At 48.6% G+C, this 16,520-nt stretch carries 15 protein-coding genes, 1 tRNA gene and 1 pseudogene; 10 read left to right on the forward strand and 7 right to left on the reverse strand.

Annotated features, from left to right (window positions below; all coding sequences use genetic code 11):
• The first annotated feature begins 151 nt into the window (after nucleotides 1–151).
• The 8 genes from nudF to idi all read left to right on the forward strand — a co-directional run bounded on the left by nudF (nucleotide 152) and on the right by idi (nucleotide 8,510).
• A complete protein-coding gene (gene nudF, locus BUQ98_RS12870) occupies nucleotides 152–826 on the forward strand; it encodes an ADP-ribose diphosphatase (RefSeq protein ID WP_074214182.1) in 675 nt (224 codons plus the stop codon).
• Nucleotides 827–832: 6 nt separating this feature from the next.
• Complete coding sequence (locus tag BUQ98_RS12875) at nucleotides 833–1,279, forward strand: DUF1249 family protein (protein WP_074214183.1); 447 nt, start codon at nucleotides 833–835, stop codon at nucleotides 1,277–1,279.
• Nucleotides 1,280–1,301: 22 nt separating this feature from the next.
• The gene (cpdA, locus tag BUQ98_RS12880) at nucleotides 1,302–2,126 is read left to right on the forward strand and encodes a 3',5'-cyclic-AMP phosphodiesterase (RefSeq protein ID WP_074214184.1); all 825 of its coding nucleotides are present in this window, start codon (nucleotides 1,302–1,304) and stop codon (nucleotides 2,124–2,126) included.
• A 2-nt stretch (nucleotides 2,127–2,128) separates the two neighbouring features.
• Entirely contained in the window at nucleotides 2,129–2,707 is a 579-nt protein-coding gene (gene yqiA, locus BUQ98_RS12885) for an esterase YqiA (protein ID WP_074214185.1), read from the forward strand.
• 221 nt (nucleotides 2,708–2,928) lie between these two features.
• Complete coding sequence (gene parE, locus BUQ98_RS12890) at nucleotides 2,929–4,821, forward strand: DNA topoisomerase IV subunit B (RefSeq protein WP_074214186.1); 1,893 nt, start codon at nucleotides 2,929–2,931, stop codon at nucleotides 4,819–4,821.
• A 25-nt stretch (nucleotides 4,822–4,846) separates the two neighbouring features.
• Nucleotides 4,847–7,096, forward strand: coding sequence for a DNA topoisomerase IV subunit A (parC, locus tag BUQ98_RS12895; protein WP_074214187.1), 2,250 nt, complete (start codon nucleotides 4,847–4,849; stop codon nucleotides 7,094–7,096).
• Nucleotides 7,097–7,194: 98 nt separating this feature from the next.
• Entirely contained in the window at nucleotides 7,195–7,929 is a 735-nt protein-coding gene (locus BUQ98_RS12900; RefSeq protein WP_074214188.1) for a 1-acylglycerol-3-phosphate O-acyltransferase, read from the forward strand.
• A 14-nt stretch (nucleotides 7,930–7,943) separates the two neighbouring features.
• Nucleotides 7,944–8,510: an isopentenyl-diphosphate Delta-isomerase gene (gene idi / locus BUQ98_RS12905; RefSeq protein WP_074214189.1), complete on the forward strand. Its 567-nt coding sequence runs from the start codon at nucleotides 7,944–7,946 to the stop codon at nucleotides 8,508–8,510.
• An 86-nt stretch (nucleotides 8,511–8,596) separates the two neighbouring features.
• On the opposite strand, the gene BUQ98_RS12910 is transcribed toward idi, so the two are convergent.
• The 7 genes from BUQ98_RS12910 to BUQ98_RS12940 form a co-directional block, all read right to left on the reverse strand.
• Nucleotides 8,597–8,989: a RidA family protein gene (locus BUQ98_RS12910; protein WP_074214190.1), complete on the reverse strand. Its 393-nt coding sequence runs from the start codon at nucleotides 8,987–8,989 to the stop codon at nucleotides 8,597–8,599.
• Between the two features lie 66 nt (nucleotides 8,990–9,055).
• Nucleotides 9,056–9,544 (reverse strand): arginine repressor, encoded by a 489-nt coding sequence (locus BUQ98_RS12915; RefSeq protein WP_074214191.1) that lies wholly within the window; start codon nucleotides 9,542–9,544, stop codon nucleotides 9,056–9,058.
• A 173-nt stretch (nucleotides 9,545–9,717) separates the two neighbouring features.
• Nucleotides 9,718–10,722: an ornithine carbamoyltransferase gene (gene argF / locus BUQ98_RS12920; protein ID WP_074214192.1), complete on the reverse strand. Its 1,005-nt coding sequence runs from the start codon at nucleotides 10,720–10,722 to the stop codon at nucleotides 9,718–9,720.
• A gap of 27 nt (nucleotides 10,723–10,749) precedes the next feature.
• The gene (arcC, locus tag BUQ98_RS12925; protein WP_074214193.1) at nucleotides 10,750–11,712 is read right to left on the reverse strand and encodes a carbamate kinase; all 963 of its coding nucleotides are present in this window, start codon (nucleotides 11,710–11,712) and stop codon (nucleotides 10,750–10,752) included.
• Nucleotides 11,713–11,772: 60 nt separating this feature from the next.
• Nucleotides 11,773–12,993 (reverse strand): arginine deiminase, encoded by a 1,221-nt coding sequence (gene arcA, locus BUQ98_RS12930; RefSeq protein ID WP_074214194.1) that lies wholly within the window; start codon nucleotides 12,991–12,993, stop codon nucleotides 11,773–11,775.
• 557 nt (nucleotides 12,994–13,550) lie between these two features.
• Nucleotides 13,551–14,993, reverse strand: coding sequence for a YfcC family protein (locus BUQ98_RS12935; RefSeq protein ID WP_074214195.1), 1,443 nt, complete (start codon nucleotides 14,991–14,993; stop codon nucleotides 13,551–13,553).
• Between the two features lie 515 nt (nucleotides 14,994–15,508).
• Nucleotides 15,509–15,994, reverse strand: coding sequence for an RDD family protein (locus tag BUQ98_RS12940; RefSeq protein ID WP_074214196.1), 486 nt, complete (start codon nucleotides 15,992–15,994; stop codon nucleotides 15,509–15,511).
• A 214-nt stretch (nucleotides 15,995–16,208) separates the two neighbouring features.
• On the opposite strand from BUQ98_RS12940, the gene BUQ98_RS12945 reads away from it, so the two are divergent.
• Together BUQ98_RS12945 and BUQ98_RS16955 are read left to right on the forward strand one after the other, a co-directional pair.
• Nucleotides 16,209–16,295 (forward strand) — tRNA-Leu (locus tag BUQ98_RS12945).
• 89 nt (nucleotides 16,296–16,384) lie between these two features.
• A pseudogene (locus BUQ98_RS16955) lies at nucleotides 16,385–16,520 on the forward strand (IS3 family transposase); the annotation flags it as partial.

Here is a 16,520-nt window from a genome sequence, read left to right on the forward strand (position 1 = left end):
ATTTATTCTGACATTGAGTGTAAACTATCCAATTTGTAAATGGGACTTAAAAATAGTTGTAACTTTTATCAAAAAAGTTAAGTTTAAAGTTTGCAGTCGATTCGGGCCAGTGATAAGACTGCCCCGCGCCAGCCGATCATAAGGAACCCGCATGTCAGACCATCCGCCCGGACAATTTGGTCGCGACGATATCGTGATCGAAGATATCTCACCGCGCTATCAAGGCTTTTTTTCTATTCAGCGCTACCAGTTTCGTCACCGCTTATTTGAAGGGGGATGGAGCGGCACTGTGGTGCGAGAATTATTTGAACGCGGTCATGCCGTGGCCGTTTTGCCTTATGATCCCGTGCGCGATGAGGTGGTGATGCTTGAGCAAGTTCGTGTGGGCGCAATGGCAGCGGGGGCGACACCTTGGCAGTTGGAAATTGTTGCCGGCATGATAGATAGCGAGGAATCCCCAGAGCAGGTTGCTCACCGTGAAGCACGCGAAGAAGCGGGACTACTGTTACACCAGATGGAGCGTGTGACGCGCTACCTATCGAGCTCAGGTGGGTGCTCTGAGCAGCTTGATGTCTTTGTCGCCATCGTGGATGCTTCAGAGGCAGAGGGGGTGCATGGTTTAGAGAGCGAAAACGAAGACATTCTCGTGCACCGCCTCTCCCGCCCGCAGGCTTATCAAAAAGTGGTGAATGGTGAGATTGAAAACGCTGCTTCTATTATTGCGTTGCAATGGTTGGAACTCAATGCAGTGAGATTGCGTCAAAGCTATAATTGTCAAAGCTATAATCGTCATAGTGATAAACAAAAACATCCTGATAACGAGTAGGCCTCTGTGAAAACCAACTATCGCGTTGATTTGTCAGCGATGATGCGCTTGTATGAAACCAACTATGCGAAACTTGTCCGTTTAATGCCCCAACGTGACGAGGTGGGACAGGTGTGTCGATATGATATCCTCGGCCAGGAATATGCCTTGGTGGTGCGGGAGTCGACGCGTTATACCACCTTACTCGATATTGCGCAGTTAAGCCCTGGAGAGGCACCACCGTATTTACGTGCTAACCTGACAGTACGTCTTTATCACGATGCACGGGTCGCGGAAGTGTGTACCACGCAGCAGATTTCCCGTTTGAAACCGCGTTATGATTACCCGAATTCGCGCATGCATCAGCGTGACGAAAAACATCAGGTTAATGCATTTTTATCGGATTGGCTTGGCCACTGCCTACGCCGTGGTGTGATCACGTCTAATCCTATGTATAAATCATCGTTAAACTAAACCAGCAAAGGTATTTTCAACGTTGCAGCCTTGCCAGATAGATAACGCCCACGGCGATTGTATTCGTCTCCTGCAAATTACCGACACGCATCTGTTCGCTGACGAACAGGGCAGTCTGCTGGGTATTAACACTCTGCATAGCTATCATGCTGTGTTAGATGCGATCAGTATGGCATCGCCGACGTTTGATGCCATCATTGCCACAGGGGACTTGTCGCAAGATCATTCGGCGTTGTCGTATCGTCGTTTTGTTGAGGGGATTGACCGATGGGAGCAGCCTTGCTTTTGGCTTCCAGGCAACCATGACTTTCAACCCGAAATGAGCGCTGTCTTGCAGTCTAAAAAGCGCATGGCCTGTTCACAGGTTTTGTTAGGAAGCCATTGGCAAATGGTGTTATTGGATAGCCAAGTGGCTGGTGTGCCACATGGCGAGCTATCACAAACCCAACTCAACCTATTGGACACCCATTTAGGTGATTATCCGGAACGGCATGCGTTAGTGCTTTTGCATCATCATCCACTTGAGGCGGGCAGCACGTGGTTAGATCAACACCAGTTGGCAAACCGGGATGCATTTTGGCAGATAATGAAGCGTCACCCGCAGGCTAAAGTGGTGGTATGTGGCCATATCCACCAAGCGTTAGATATTCGGCATCAGGGTGTGAGAGTGATGGCTGCGCCCTCAACATGTATCCAGTTTATGCCTGATTCACATGATTTTGCCCTCGACAATCAAAATCCAGGCTGGCGTTGGCTTGAGCTTTACCAAAATGGGAAAATTGAAACGCAAGTTGAGCGTGTGACCGGGCGGTATTTTCGCCCTGACTTTGACTCCAGCGGATACTGAATATGACATCAGCGTTACTTTACTTACATGGTTTTAATAGCTCTCCTCAATCCCTAAAAGCCAAACAAATGAGCGAATACTGTCGCCGTTACCGTCCAGACATTGAGGTATTGGTCCCGCAACTGCCTAGCCACCCTGAGCCGACCATCAACGTATTGACGGAGTTGGTTGAGAGTTATACCCCGACACATCAACTAGGTTTAGTGGGCAGCTCTTTAGGTGGGTTCCTCGCAACGTGGCTAAGTGAACGATATCGGTTACCTGCGGTATTGGTAAACCCGGCCGTGCGTCCGTATGAGCTATTACAAGATTATGTGGGAGAGCAGGTTAACCCTTATACCCAAGAACATTACCACCTAGATGCGGCAGACATCCGTGCGCTGCGTGATCTCTATGTGCCGACACTGTCCGACCCAGACCGCTTTTGGCTGTTACAGCAGGAAGGAGATGAAGTATTGGATTATCGTCAAGCGGTTGAGACGTTTAGCGCGAGTAAACAGACTGTTGAACCTAATGGCGATCATAGTTTCATGGGGTTCGAACGTTATTGTGCGGACATCGTTCACTTTCTTGGCATATAGTTCGCTACTACACCATTCCCGTCATCGGGGGTTAATAGTCTCCTCATCTCACTGACGCAGTGTTACGGATGCTGTGTCGTGGGTATTCTTGGCGCTAATCGGCCGCAAGACAGCCATGAGCTAGATGGCAGTTCACAGAAACTCGTGGCAATCAGGGGCCGCGCTTGACAAGCGGATCCCCCTTGCTGACCATGTCATCACATTTATTAAGCTAATCGATTATGACAGAGCAAAATTATAACGCAGGATCGATAGAAGTCCTCAATGGACTCGAGCCCGTGCGCCGACGTCCAGGTATGTACACAGATACCAGCCGCCCTAACCACCTAGGGCAAGAAGTGATCGACAACAGTGTCGATGAAGCCCTCGCCGGACATGCCAGTAAAATCGACGTGATACTGCATACGGATCAGTCGTTAGAAGTGATTGATGATGGGCGCGGTATGCCGGTTGATATTCATCCTGAAGAGGGAGTTTCCGGTGTCGAGTTGATCCTATGTAAATTGCATGCTGGGGGAAAATTCTCCAATAAAAGCTATCAGTTCAGTGGTGGTTTGCATGGGGTAGGGATTTCTGTGGTCAATGCCCTGTCTCACCGGGTTGAGGTCAGCGTTAAACGTGATGGTCAAATCTATGACATCGCATTTGAAAATGGCGATAAAGTTCAAGATCTTACGGTAACTGGAACCTGTGGGCGCCGCAACCGCGGTACACGCGTCCATTTTTGGCCTGATAGCCAGTTTTTTGATTCGGATAAATTTTCTCTTACTCGCTTAAAAACCATTTTGAAAGCCAAAGCGGTTTTATGCCCGGGTCTGACCGTGAATTTGACGGACAAAAACACTGATGAAACCATTAGTTGGTGCTATCAAGATGGGTTGAAAGATTACCTAGCGGATAGCGTTAAAGGGTATGAATGTCTCCCGGAATCACCGTTTGTGGGGGAGTTTAGAGGTCAGCACGAGGCTGCTGATTGGGCAGTGATTTGGCTCCCTGACGGCGGTGAACTGACAACAGAAAGCTATGTCAACTTGATCCCGACCGCGCAAGGGGGGACACATGTTAACGGATTACGTCAAGGCATGCTCGAAGCCATGCGCGAATTTTGTGAGTTCCGCAACTTGTTACCGCGTGGGGTAAAACTGACGGCGGATGATATTTGGGAACGTTGCGCTTACGTGTTATCGGTGAAGATCCAAGATCCCCAGTTTGCGGGTCAAACGAAAGAGCGCTTATCATCTCGCCAGTGCGCGGCTTTTGTGTCTGGCGTGGTGAAAGATGCCTTCAGCTTATGGCTTAATGAGCGCCCGCACTTGGCTGAACGATTGGCAGAAGTGTGTATTGCGAGTGCGCATCGTCGCATGCGTGCCGCCAAAAAAGTGGTACGTAAAAAAGTGGCTTCTGGCCCCGCGCTTCCTGGTAAATTGACGGACTGTGCGATGCAAGATTCAAGTCGCACTGAGCTCTTTTTAGTTGAGGGGGATTCCGCAGGCGGCTCGGCCAAGCAAGCCAGAGATCGCGAATTTCAGGCAGTGATGCCGCTACGTGGTAAAATCCTCAACACGTGGGAAGTGTCTGCCGACCAAGTGCTGGCTTCGCAAGAAGTGCACGATATTTCCGTGGCACTTGGCATTGACCCAGACTCTGAGGACTTGTCCAGCCTGCGTTACGATAAAATTTGTATATTGGCGGATGCCGACTCAGATGGCCTACATATTGCGACCTTGCTGTGCGCGTTATTTATGCAGCATTTCAGATCGTTAGTCTTCTCTGGGCACGTGTATGTTGCTATGCCCCCGCTTTATCGCATTGATTGTGGCAAAGAGGTGTTCTATGCCTTGGATGAGGATGAAAAAGCGGGGATCCTTGAGCGTTTGAGTAATAAACGTGGCAAGATCAATGTGCAGCGTTTTAAAGGGTTGGGGGAGATGAACCCCTTGCAGCTTCGCGAGACTACGATGGACCCTAACACGCGTCGCCTTGTACAGCTCACGATTGATGACGACGAGCAAACGCAGCAGCTTATGGATATGCTACTGGGTAAAAAACGGGCGGAAGATCGTCGTCATTGGCTGCAGCAAAAAGGCGATATGGCCGAGCTGATCGATATCTAAATAACTATAACGGGATCTTATTCGCATGACAGAGGTGACTTATGATGGGGTTGAGCAGCTTGCTCTTCGCCAGTTCACTGAGGACGCTTACCTCAATTACTCGATGTACGTCATCATGGATCGCGCACTGCCGTTTATCGGCGATGGCTTAAAGCCAGTGCAGCGCCGCATTATCTACGCCATGTCTGAGCTGGGGCTTTCCGCCACGGCGAAATACAAAAAATCAGCGCGTACCGTCGGGGATGTATTAGGTAAATATCATCCTCATGGTGATTCGGCCTGTTACGAGGCCATGGTTTTGATGGCTCAACCGTTTTCGTATCGTTATCCGTTGGTGGATGGACAAGGCAACTGGGGGGCACCCGACGATCCCAAATCCTTTGCGGCGATGCGTTATACCGAATCACGTCTTTCACGTTTTTCTGAGGTCTTGCTACAAGAGTTAGGGTTAGGAACAGTTGATTGGGGGCCTAATTTCGATGGCACCATGAAAGAACCTAAAACCCTGCCTGCACGCTTACCGCATATTCTATTAAACGGAATTACCGGGATCGCGGTGGGGATGGCAACAGATATTCCTCCGCACAATGCGCGCGAACTCGCCCATGCCCTGACGACGATGATCGATCACCCTAACACGGATTTAGATGGCGTATTGGAGCATGTTCAGGGCCCCGACTATCCGACCGAAGCAGAAGTGATCACGCCGAAATCGGATCTGAAAAAGCTTTATACCAGCGGACGTGGTTCTATCAAGATGCGTGCGCTTTGGCATAAAGAAAGCAATGAGATCGTGATAACAGCGCTGCCCCATCAAGTGTCGGGCGCGAAGTTGCTAGAGCAAATTGCCAATCAGATGCGAGCGAAAAAGCTGCCAATGGTGGATGATCTGCGCGATGAGTCGGATCACGAAAACCCGACCCGTATTGTGATCGTTCCGCGCTCCAACCGTGTCGATTGTGATCAGCTGATGGATCACTTATTTGCTTCGACCGATTTAGAGAAAAACTACCGTGTTAACCTCAATATGATTGGCCTCGATGGCCGTCCGCAGGTGAAAGGGCTACACGGTATTCTCTCAGAGTGGTTAACCTTCCGACGGAATACGGTAAGGCGTCGTCTTGAGCACCGTTTGGAAAAAGTGCTTGCGCGTCTCCATATTTTAGAAGGTCTATTGGCGGCTTACCTTAATATCGACGAGGTGATTGAAATCATCCGCGGTGAGGATGATCCCAAAGCTGAATTGGTTAAACGCTTTGATCTGAGTGAAAAGCAAGCGGAAGCGATCCTTGAAATTAAACTGCGTCAGTTAGCGAAGCTTGAAGAGATCAAAATTCGCGGAGAGCAAGACGAGCTGAGCAAAGAGCGGGATAAATTAGAGAAACTACTGGGTTCAGATCGTCGTTTGAACACCTTGATCAAAAAAGAAATTCTAGCGGATGCAGAAAAATATGGTGATGACCGACGCTCGCCATTAGTTGCACGCGCTGAGGCGAAAGCCTTAACTGAGCGTGATCTGATCCCGAGTGAACCGATCACGGTCGTGTTGTCAGATAAGGGCTGGATTCGTCATGCTAAAGGGCATGATGTTGATGCCGGTGGCCTTAATTACAAAGCGGGGGATAAATTCCTGGATGCGGCATCGGGTAAGAGCAATCAACCTGCCGTCTTTGTTGGGTCTGATGGTCGTAGCTATGCGATTGAGACACACACGTTACCGTCAGCGCGTAGCCAAGGTGAGCCGATTACAGGGCGCATCAACATCACGCCAGGTTCATCGATCCGTCATGTACTCATGGCAGATGAAAGCCAGTTTACCTTGATGGCCTCGGATGCGGGTTATGGTTTTGTGTGTAAGCAAGCAGATATGCTGTCGAAAAATCGAAGCGGTAAGGCCTTATTAACCGTTCCGCAGCAGGCTGAGGTCATGCCGCCACGCCAGGTGGACGATTTGGAAAGCGATTTGATTGTTGCGATTTCCAATGAAGGCCGCATGCTGGTGTTCCCAGTACACGAGCTTCCACAACTGAGTAAAGGGAAAGGGAATAAGATCATTAATATTCCTGGGGCACGCGCCAAATCGCGCGAAGAGGTATTAAGCCAGCTGTACGTAGTACCTGCAGACGCGGGGATCACCTTGCATGCAGGAAAACGGAAGCTTACCTTAAAGCCCGATGATTTGGCTCATTACCGAGGTGAGCGAGGCCGTCGTGGCAGTATGTTACCTCGAGGTCTGCAACGCGTAGACGAGATAGATATTCTTTCCGACCAGTAAGCGACCCTCGCCCCTGTCACCAGGGGCGGAATGAGTGCATTTTTGCGCCGAATCCGTATACTGACTCGCCTTCGACCGCATGCTCTTTGGAGAGAGAAATGATTTTTGTCGTGCGACTGCTGGCTTTACTGATTGCCGCCATCTTACTGTTTGTCTTTGGTGGCTTGTACTGTCTGCTGAGCCCCCGCAACCCGCGCAACTGCTACCATATTAGTAAATGGTTTGGTCGCCTGTCTTGTTTGTTTGGGATCAACGTTGAGTTACGTTTTGCTGATGGTGCGCCGCGTGAGCCCGGTGCGAGCGTATGCATTGCCAACCACCAAAGCAATTGGGACATGGTTACCTTATCGAATGCGCTGATGCCGGGCGCGGTGACGGTGGGTAAGAAAAGCTTATTGTGGGTCCCGATCTTTGGCCAGCTCTATTGGCTGACGGGGAATGTACTGATCGATCGGGCTAACCGTGGAAAAGCGATGGGAACCATTGCTCAGGTGACGGAAAAGATCCGCGCCAAGCGACTGAGTGTTTGGCTATTTCCAGAAGGAACACGCTCTCGTGGGCGTGGGCTTTTGCCGTTTAAAACGGGCGCTTTTCACGCGGCTATCGGGGCAAACGTGCCTTTGATCCCGATAGTATGCAGTTCTACCCATCATTTAAAAGCGAACCGTTGGAATAATGGTCACGTCATTGTCGAGGTGATGGCGCCGATTTCGCCAGAGGGCTACGATAAAGAGAATGTTCGTGATTTGGCCAAGCACTGCCAGCAAGTCATGAAGACAAAGCTAGATCAATTGGATGCAGAAGTGGCGGAACGTAATCAACACGGCCGTTAATTGAGGATTGGCTTATGACTTCAACCCAGGGTCACCATGTTGTTTTGGTCTCACCATCTGGAGAACCAAAAGGGATCGCTGAAAAGTTGGAGGCGCATCAGCAAGGATGGCTGCACATGGCCTTCTCCGTCATGTTATTTCGATGCAACGCGAATGGTGAACGTGAGTACTTACTTCAACGCCGCGCAGCAGACAAATACCACAGTGGCGGGTTATGGACAAATACCTGCTGTTCACATCCGCAAAAAGATGAACCGATGGCTGCGGCAGCTAAGCGACGTCTGTATGAAGAGCTAGGGATTGCTCGCCCGCTGGACTTTACGATGGGCCCTCAGTTCGAATACCGTGCTGATCTTGGCAATGGATTGATTGAGCACGAGCTGGATCAAGTTATTGCCTGTGAAGTGAATTGGGTAGACATGATCCTTAATCCTGATGAGGTCGAGGATTGCCGCTGGTGGTCAGAGGGTGAGGTAAGGCTAGCAGTGAAAGAAACGCCTGAGCAATTTACGGCCTGGTTTGAACAGGTACTCACACGTATTGATGCCATGATCGCGTGTCCGGTGGCCTCAAGCCGATAGAATACTGATCCATGGTGACAGAGATAAAAAGCGGCGCCGTGAGCGCCGCTTTTTCGTTCCTAACCTAAGTCATTAGGTCTAGTCATTTAAGCATTACGCACAGCGATGGCTTCAATCTCTATATCAACATCTTTGGGAAGGCGCGCGACCTCAACACAAGAACGTGCAGGGTAGCTTTCAACGCCGTGCTCATCAAAGAAGGCGCCATACACTTTATTGATGTCCGCAAAGTCTTCCATGTTTTTGACAAACACGGTGAGTTTAACAATATCATTGACCTTTAGCCCTGCCGATTCGACAACGGCTTTAACGTTATCGAGTGACTGGCGTGTTTGCGCAGTGATTTCTGGTGAAATCTGGCCAGTGACTGGGTTAACTGGGATTTGGCCGGAGGTGAGCACCATGTTGCCAAGATCAACCCCTTGAGAATAGGGGCCGATAGCTTCTGGCGCCTGCTCGGTTTGCAGTACTTGGGTCATTGTCTATTCCTTTGTTAAAAAGCGACCCCTATAGTCTGCAACGGTTCGCCTGCCACGTAAAGTCGTTTACACTGGCGCTAAGCGGTCACGAACGGCTTGTTCACAGGCACTGAGATCACTGAGGTGGCGTGGAGCGACTAAGACGGTATCGTTACCGCCGACCGTTCCAAGAATTAATGGGTGTCGATGAAGATCGAGTAAGCGGGCAATCAACTGCGCTCCGCCGGGGTGGGTTTTGACCACGACCATTGCTTGGCTACATGTAATTTCATCAATTTGCGAACCAACGGATGAGATGGCATACACAGGTTCCATTTCACCGCTTAGGGAGTAGACTTTTTGCCCATGTGCATTAGGTACTTTAGCAACACCTAGCTTGGACAATAAGCGCGAGACGGTCGACTGGCTAACATCGAGGTAACCGAGCTGAACAAGCTGCTCACGCACAGCGTCTTGTGTAGTAAAGCTTTGAGTTTGAAGTAAATGCCGACACGTAGAAAGGATATCGTCTTCAGGTGTAGCGGCTGTTACCGATAGAATTGCATCATTAACCACGGGCAACCCCTTATAATAAACGGCGCATCACTTTAATATCAGTGTATATCACTGAAAATAAACAGTTCAATCGCATATGCTATCAGTTGCTTTGGAGGGAAACCTTGATGAGAGTCACTGCGTGGTGGCAAGGTTAATAAACAGGGTGCCGACTGACACCCTGTTTGACGTGGCTAATCGCCGAGTGTGGCGACCATTACCGCTTTGATGGTGTGCAAGCGGTTCTCTGCTTCATCAAACACGATAGAGCAGTCTGATTCAAATACATCTTCGGTGACTTCTAACCCTTTCAAGCCATACTTTTGTTCGATTTCTGCGCCGACGGTTGTTTCATTATTATGAAACGCAGGCAGGCAATGCATGAATTTTGTGTGTGGGTTACCAGTCGCTTTAACCATGTCCATATTGACCTGATAAGGGGTCATGATCGCGACGCGTTCATCCCACGCTTCTTTTGACTCGCCCATCGACACCCATACGTCGGTGTACAAGAAGTCACAGTCTTTGACGCCTTCGTTTACGTCTTCTGTCAGCGTAATATGCGCGCCGGTTTGCTCGGCAATGGCGCGACATGTTGCCACTAACTCTTCTTCAGGCCAGAACGCTTTTGGTGCCACTAAGCGAATGTCCATGCCCATTTTCGCCGCTCCGACCATCAGGGAGTTACCCATGTTGTTGCGGGCATCGCCAAGGTAAGCAAAGCGCATTTCATGCAGCTGCTTACCGCGGCCGTGTTCGAGCATGGTCATTAAGTCGGCTAAAATTTGGGTAGGATGGAATTCAGTGGTGAGGCCATTCCACACCGGAACACCAGCGTATTCACCCAGTTCTTCGACAATTGACTGACCAAACCCGCGATATTCAATGCCATCATACATACGGCCAAGCACGCGGGCGGTGTCTTTCATCGACTCTTTATGACCAATTTGAGATCCCGTAGGGCCGATATAGCTGACTTGGGCGCCTTGATCAAAAGCCGCAGTTTCAAAGGCACAGCGCGTGCGTGTCGAGGCTTTCTCGAAGATTAGCGCAATGTTTTTGCCCTTTAAGCGCGGTGTTTCGTAGCCATTGTATTTCGCTTTTTTTAGCTCAATTGCCATGTCGATGAAATGTTGAATTTCACGGGGGGTGAAGTCCAGCAGCTTAAGGAAGTTACGGTTACGTAGGTTAAAAGCCATAATGGAAAATCCTCTTCGTTATTGGTCTCAGGCTTGCGCTGGAGCAGGTTGGCCTTGAGAAATATTGTTGTTATTCACTGATTGTGGACGAATACGTGTGCCTGCTTGACCGGCAAGAATGGCTAAACCATCTTCTAATGCGCCAATGCCAACCAACGTTCCGCCTTGACGAATAAACTCGCACGAGGCATCAATTTTTGGGCCCATCGAGCCTGCATCGAACACATATTGGCTTAAATCATCGGGTGTGGTATCCGTGATAGCGCGTTGCGTCGGTTGACCATAATCGAGATAGACGGCTTCGGCATCGGTCAAAATAAGCAGGGCGTCCGCATTAATCTGACGAGCTAAGAACGCCGCAGACATGTCTTTATCTATGACCGCTTCAATGCCTTTGAGTTGAGTGCCTTCTTTGACCACGGGAATACCACCACCGCCGGTGCAAATAACCAAATGGCCTTGGTGAATCAAACTGGCAATGGCGTCATCTTCTACAATGCCGGTGGGTTGAGGGCTAGGCACAACACGACGGAAATATTTGCCATCCGGTTTGATGTCCCAACCATATTTTTCAGCGAGCAGATTCGCCTCTTGTTGGTCATACACGGGACCAATCGGTTTGGTCGGATTGGCAAATGCCGGGTCTTTGGGATCAACGGTCATTTGCGTCAGCATGCAAGACACGTGTTGCTCCGGTGCCAGGTTATGGAGCTCTTGCATCAGCATGTAGCCGATCATGCCTTGAGTTTCAGATCCTAATACGTCCAGCGGATAAGGAGTCACCGATTTATACTCTAGCCCTTGAAGCGCTAATAGACCGACTTGTGGCCCGTTACCATGGACAAGGACGACGTTATATTGTTCGCCAATCGCGGCGATGGTTTTAGCCGCCTTTGCGATATTGGCGCGTTGAATGTCCGCTTCTAATGGCTCGCCTCGACGAAGGAGGGCATTGCCACCTAATGCTACGACGACAGTGGGTTTGTTCATAATCATACTCTCTACAGCCGTTAGGAGGCTGAGCGTTATAACGCCCAGCCCATGCGAGAATTAAATGCCATCACGATGGATTGGGCAGCTCATGCAGCGTGCACCACCACGGCCTCGGCCCAGCTCATCGCCAGGAATGGATAAAACGGTAATCCCTGCTTTATCGTATTTTTCGTTGGTATAAGTATTACGTTCATAGCCTACGACGACACCCGGACGAACCGTGAGTACGTTGTTGGCATCATTCCATTGCTCACGCTCGGCTTCGAAGCTATCACCGCCAGTGGTAATAAGGTTCAATGGACCCACATCGAGGCCTTTTTCAATGGCTGATAGGAAGTAGTCCTCTTCTCGGACATTCAACTTACCGCTGCGATCTCCGGTTAAGCTCCAGCACTTGATGTCTTTACGAATCACTTCTGGATACACAGAGAAGGTATCTTCACGCATATGGGTCATTACGGTGTCTAGGTGCATGCAAGAGCGGTGTTTTGGTAGCTCCATCGCAATCACTTGCTTGGCTTGTCCGTGTTTGAATAGGCTAGAAGCTAGGTTTTCAACCCCTTGCGGCGTGGTACGCTCAGACATCCCAATCAATACCACTCCTTTACCAAGAACAGTCACATCACCGCCTTCAATAGTGGCATTGTCATAATCAATGTTCTCGCCACCGAAGTAGGTAATAAAGTCACCATTGGCGAAATGTGGGTGCCATTTATAAATTGCGCGTAAATGGTTGGTTTCACGTTTACGGGCGGGTTTTGCCATAGGGTTGATAGATACGCCACCGTATAGCCAGCAAGATGTATCTCGGGTAAACAAATGATTGGGGAGTGGATCAATAATAAAGTCCGATGGCGCGTGCATCGCTTGTAGCATTGAGGTGGTGGTAATGGGAAGCTCAGAGTACGCGAGCCCACCTAAGAACATTGAAGCAAGCTCCTGATGAGGGAGATCATTAAGGTAGCAGCGAATATCATTAGCAAACGATGGACCAAAGGTATAGTCCGAAATTTTTAGGTTCATCAGCCAGGCTTTGGCTTCAGGAACATCGAGGGTTTCAGCCAGCAGGTTTTGAAGGAGCAGGACTTCGACACCTTGATCTCTTAATGTTTGCGCGAACTTATCATGTTCTTCACCGGCGCGTTCAACGGAAAGGACATCGTCGAAAAGTAGATCGTGACAGTTCGAAGGTGTCAAATGTGTCAACGCGCGCTCAGGACGGTGTAGCATCACGGTGCGTAACTGACCAATTTCAGAGCCGACATAGAAGTTGTTCATCTTTCTTTCTCCGTATATTTCTGCCTGGCTTTTTATCGGAAGGGATAAATAAAAAGTGCAGATTTATTATTGGGTACGAATTCATTCTAACGCGATGCGCTTCCTGATCTTGAAGTTAGATCACATTGGTTTAAATAGCTAAGATTGGCAGTTTTTACTCGGTGTTAATGGTATTTATGATGTTTGGTGTTATCTCAATTTAATAATTAATCACTTTTATTGATTGCCTAACGAATTTTATTTTTACTTTGTCGGGCTGCTGCGGGGTGGGGATTATTTTTATGCCTTTTATATTTCATGGTGTTTTAACCTTATGCGTAATTAATGAATGGCTATATTTTTTTGTTTTATGATTTAACAAATTAAGCGGTTTTTTTGCTTTGAACTGTGAGGCAGGTCATCATAAAAGCGTTTTTTGTTAAGCGTGTAATCACTGTGTAACATCAGAATAGAAAATACGAAGATAAAGTCTGTGTATTACCTTTCCGTTGAACAACAGGCAAAAAAAAGCGCACTTGCCAGAGGCAAGTGCGCAACAACATTGCTTTCAATTGTATTTATAGCACGACACCAATACTTAGCATTGCCATAATCATAATGGTCAGAATGCCAAGCAAGGGAGCAACCCATTTAATCCACTTCGCATAAGGAACGCGAGCAATCGCTAAGCCACCCATGACGACGCCTGACGTTGGTGTCACTAGATTAACTAAACCAGAGGCTGATTGATAAGCGGTGACGACCAATTCGCGACCCACGTTGGCGAAATCAGCTAACGGCGCCATGATTGGCATGGTCAGTACTGCAAGCCCGGATGAAGAAGGCACCAAGAACGAGAGGAGCACTTCAAGCCAGTACATCACGTTAATAAAGACAAATGAAGACAGGCCAGTGACCAAGCTTTCGGCGCTATTGAGTATGGTGTCGGTGATCATGCCTTTATCCATGATGACCACGATACCGCGGGCAATACCAATGATCAGCGCGACCCCCAGTAAATCCCGAGCCCCGTCTATAAAGCTACCGGTGATTTCTTCTTCGCTCATGCGGGCGATAAGGCCAATGATGATCGCAGCGCCTAAGAAGACGGCTGAGATCTCTGCCATCCACCAACCGAGTGACGACACACCGTAGATCATGACGGCGAATGCCCCTGCGAAAACGGTAAGAATGACTTTACGCGTCGCGGTAAAATCTAAGCATTGATTCTCATCGTGATCGCCAAGAAAATGCTTTTTATTGTCATCATACTGGTCATAAACGATCGATTGGCTCTGGTCAGCTTGCACTTTACGGGCATAACGCATTACGTAAGCGACGCAAATCAGCCAGCCAATAACCAAAATTGCCAAGCGTAATAAGATCCCGTCAGTAAAAGGGATCCCTGCCGCATTCGCAGCGATAACGGTGGCAAAAGGGTTGATGGTGGAGCCTAGGGTACCAATGCCGGCGCCGAGGAGTACGGTTGCCGCTGCGACCACGGGATCAAAGCGGGCTGCCATCATCACAGGGACTAATAAAGTGTAAAAAGGCAGTGATTCTTCAGCCATCCCGTAAATGGTGCCACCTGCAGCAAATAGCCCCATCAAAATGGGGATCATCCATTCTTCGCGTCCTTCAAGGCGTCTTGTGACCCGCTCAATACCGGCATCAATCGCCCCGGTTTTAGTCACAAGTCCTAAAAAACCACCAATGATCAAAATGAACAGGGAGACATCAATGGCAGCGGCTTCATACGTCTGATGGTTATAGAAGCCATCAATAGGAGCAAGAAGGACGTCAACAATGCCTTGAGGATTATTCTCAACTTGCTGATAGGTACCGGATACGGGCACTTCTCGACCAAGCTCTTCGTTCATTGTTCGTTCGTATTGACCGGCGGGGACTATCCAACTCAATGCGGCAACAATGGCAATGAGAATAAATAGAATGGTATAGGCGGATGGGAACTTCAGGTTAGCAAACCACCCTTTTTTTTCGGGAACACTTTGGGTACTCATCGTTTCTCCTCATACCTCTTCTGAGCACGGAGTCGTACTACACGTGTTGAGGTAAATCTTTAAGTTTCACGTCAGTTATTATTCTTGGCTATGGTGAGTAGCTGTGGTCACATTGTAAAAGCGGTATGCCTTTTACTTCCTAGTGATACTTCACAAAAGAAAACGTGTTTTCTATTTACGCTGATAGCGAATTCTTAAGAAGTGAATGTTACTTTACTTTTTTTGCTTAGCTATATTTCAAATCTGGTTGGGCGTTTGGTTTTTTATTTAAAAGATCATGTTCACTTTCTTTTTTGACGAGAGTCTTAGCGGTTTTGTTTTAGTTTTTATGTGAGTTTTCTGCGTAGTTAAGCATGTGGTGATAATGTTGAAGGTGAATAAAACTGATCAACGTCTACAATTCGAATCGGGGAGAAAACCGCGCTTTTCTTGTTTTATATCAAATTAAACTTTATTCATCGAACGGCTTACAGGGAAAGGGCGTATAACACGCCCGAATGATAAGGGGATGTCACCTACTTGGCTTTGGTCGGTTTAGGCAGCACTATCATGTCGCATTCGGCAAAGTGGTCTTGGAACGCGCGGTTATTAATATCGAAGATCACGACTAAGTTTCCAAGCCCAAAACAAGCGGTTGCTAGGCGAATCAGTGCTTGCGTAGGCCGGATGTTGCTACCATCTGCGTTTTGTAAACGAAGACGCCATGCACGCATGCCGAGAGTTTGTCCTGCCTTACACCAAAAATAGCCATAAAATCCTCCGATCACACAAGCAAGATAGGCCGTGTACAGAGGGTTAGCGATAGGGTGGTGGGTGAGAAAATCACTGATATCTTGATAAGGTGCTATCGACATCCCTAAGGCCTGCGCCAGTGCCAGTAATGCCATCATTCCTCCGCCTGCGAGCATCAGCAGAGCGGCCACCACTAATAGATCATAGACCCAGGTTGCTAAACGGCGGAAAAAACCGGCGGTTGGACAAGCGATAGAAGAAGTTTGCATGGGGGTTACATCCTCGAACTCAATTCGATGCTAGCCTAGCATAGACAAACTCATTGTGAGTCAATTTACTCGGCTGTTTTACGATGTTTTTTGTACATTATCTCGCCGCTTACCCGCTGATGTGGCTTTAGTTGGTCAAAAATAGTGCGAACAAACAGTTTTTTATTTTTTGTGCTTGCACTCGAAAGGCCGGTACGTATAATTGCCTCCACTTGCCGAGATGGCGGAATTGGTAGACGCAGCGGATTCAAAATCCGCCGCCTTAACGGGTGTGAGGGTTCAAGTCCCTCTCTCGGCACCAAATCCCAAAAAAGCCCCAGTCGAAAGACTGGGGCTTTTTTCGTTATTATGTCCCGTCCTGAAATACGTTGACATAAAGAGGACTTCTTTATGACAACATCAAGTAATTCAAGCCGTAAGCGCACGCAACGTGATTACACCTTAGCCTTTAAATTAGGCGTTGTAGAGCGTGTTGAAAAAGGCGAAATGACGTACAAACAAGCTCAAGCCCGTTTTGGCATTCAGG

The organism is Salinivibrio sp. ES.052 (genome assembly GCF_900141775.1).
Taxonomy (GTDB): domain Bacteria; phylum Pseudomonadota; class Gammaproteobacteria; order Enterobacterales; family Vibrionaceae; genus Salinivibrio.

Bases quoted from the DNA above. Each gene is read 5' to 3' on its own strand.
- arcA (WP_074214194.1), bottom strand. From the start codon at position 12,993: ATGAACAACTTCTATGTCGGCTCTGAAATTGGTCAGTTACGCACCGTG.
- arcC (WP_074214193.1), bottom strand. From the start codon at position 11,712: ATGAACAAACCCACTGTCGTCGTAGCATTAGGTGGCAATGCCCTCCTT.
- yqiA (WP_074214185.1), top strand. From the start codon at position 2,129: ATGACATCAGCGTTACTTTACTTACATGGTTTTAATAGCTCTCCTCAA.
- nudF (WP_074214182.1), top strand. From the start codon at position 152: ATGTCAGACCATCCGCCCGGACAATTTGGTCGCGACGATATCGTGATC.
- idi (WP_074214189.1), top strand. From the start codon at position 7,944: ATGACTTCAACCCAGGGTCACCATGTTGTTTTGGTCTCACCATCTGGA.
- BUQ98_RS12900 (WP_074214188.1), top strand. From the start codon at position 7,195: ATGATTTTTGTCGTGCGACTGCTGGCTTTACTGATTGCCGCCATCTTA.
- BUQ98_RS12910 (WP_074214190.1), bottom strand. From the start codon at position 8,989: ATGACCCAAGTACTGCAAACCGAGCAGGCGCCAGAAGCTATCGGCCCC.
- parC (WP_074214187.1), top strand. From the start codon at position 4,847: ATGACAGAGGTGACTTATGATGGGGTTGAGCAGCTTGCTCTTCGCCAG.
- parE (WP_074214186.1), top strand. From the start codon at position 2,929: ATGACAGAGCAAAATTATAACGCAGGATCGATAGAAGTCCTCAATGGA.
- BUQ98_RS12935 (WP_074214195.1), bottom strand. From the start codon at position 14,993: ATGAGTACCCAAAGTGTTCCCGAAAAAAAAGGGTGGTTTGCTAACCTG.
- argF (WP_074214192.1), bottom strand. From the start codon at position 10,722: ATGGCTTTTAACCTACGTAACCGTAACTTCCTTAAGCTGCTGGACTTC.
- BUQ98_RS12940 (WP_074214196.1), bottom strand. From the start codon at position 15,994: ATGCAAACTTCTTCTATCGCTTGTCCAACCGCCGGTTTTTTCCGCCGT.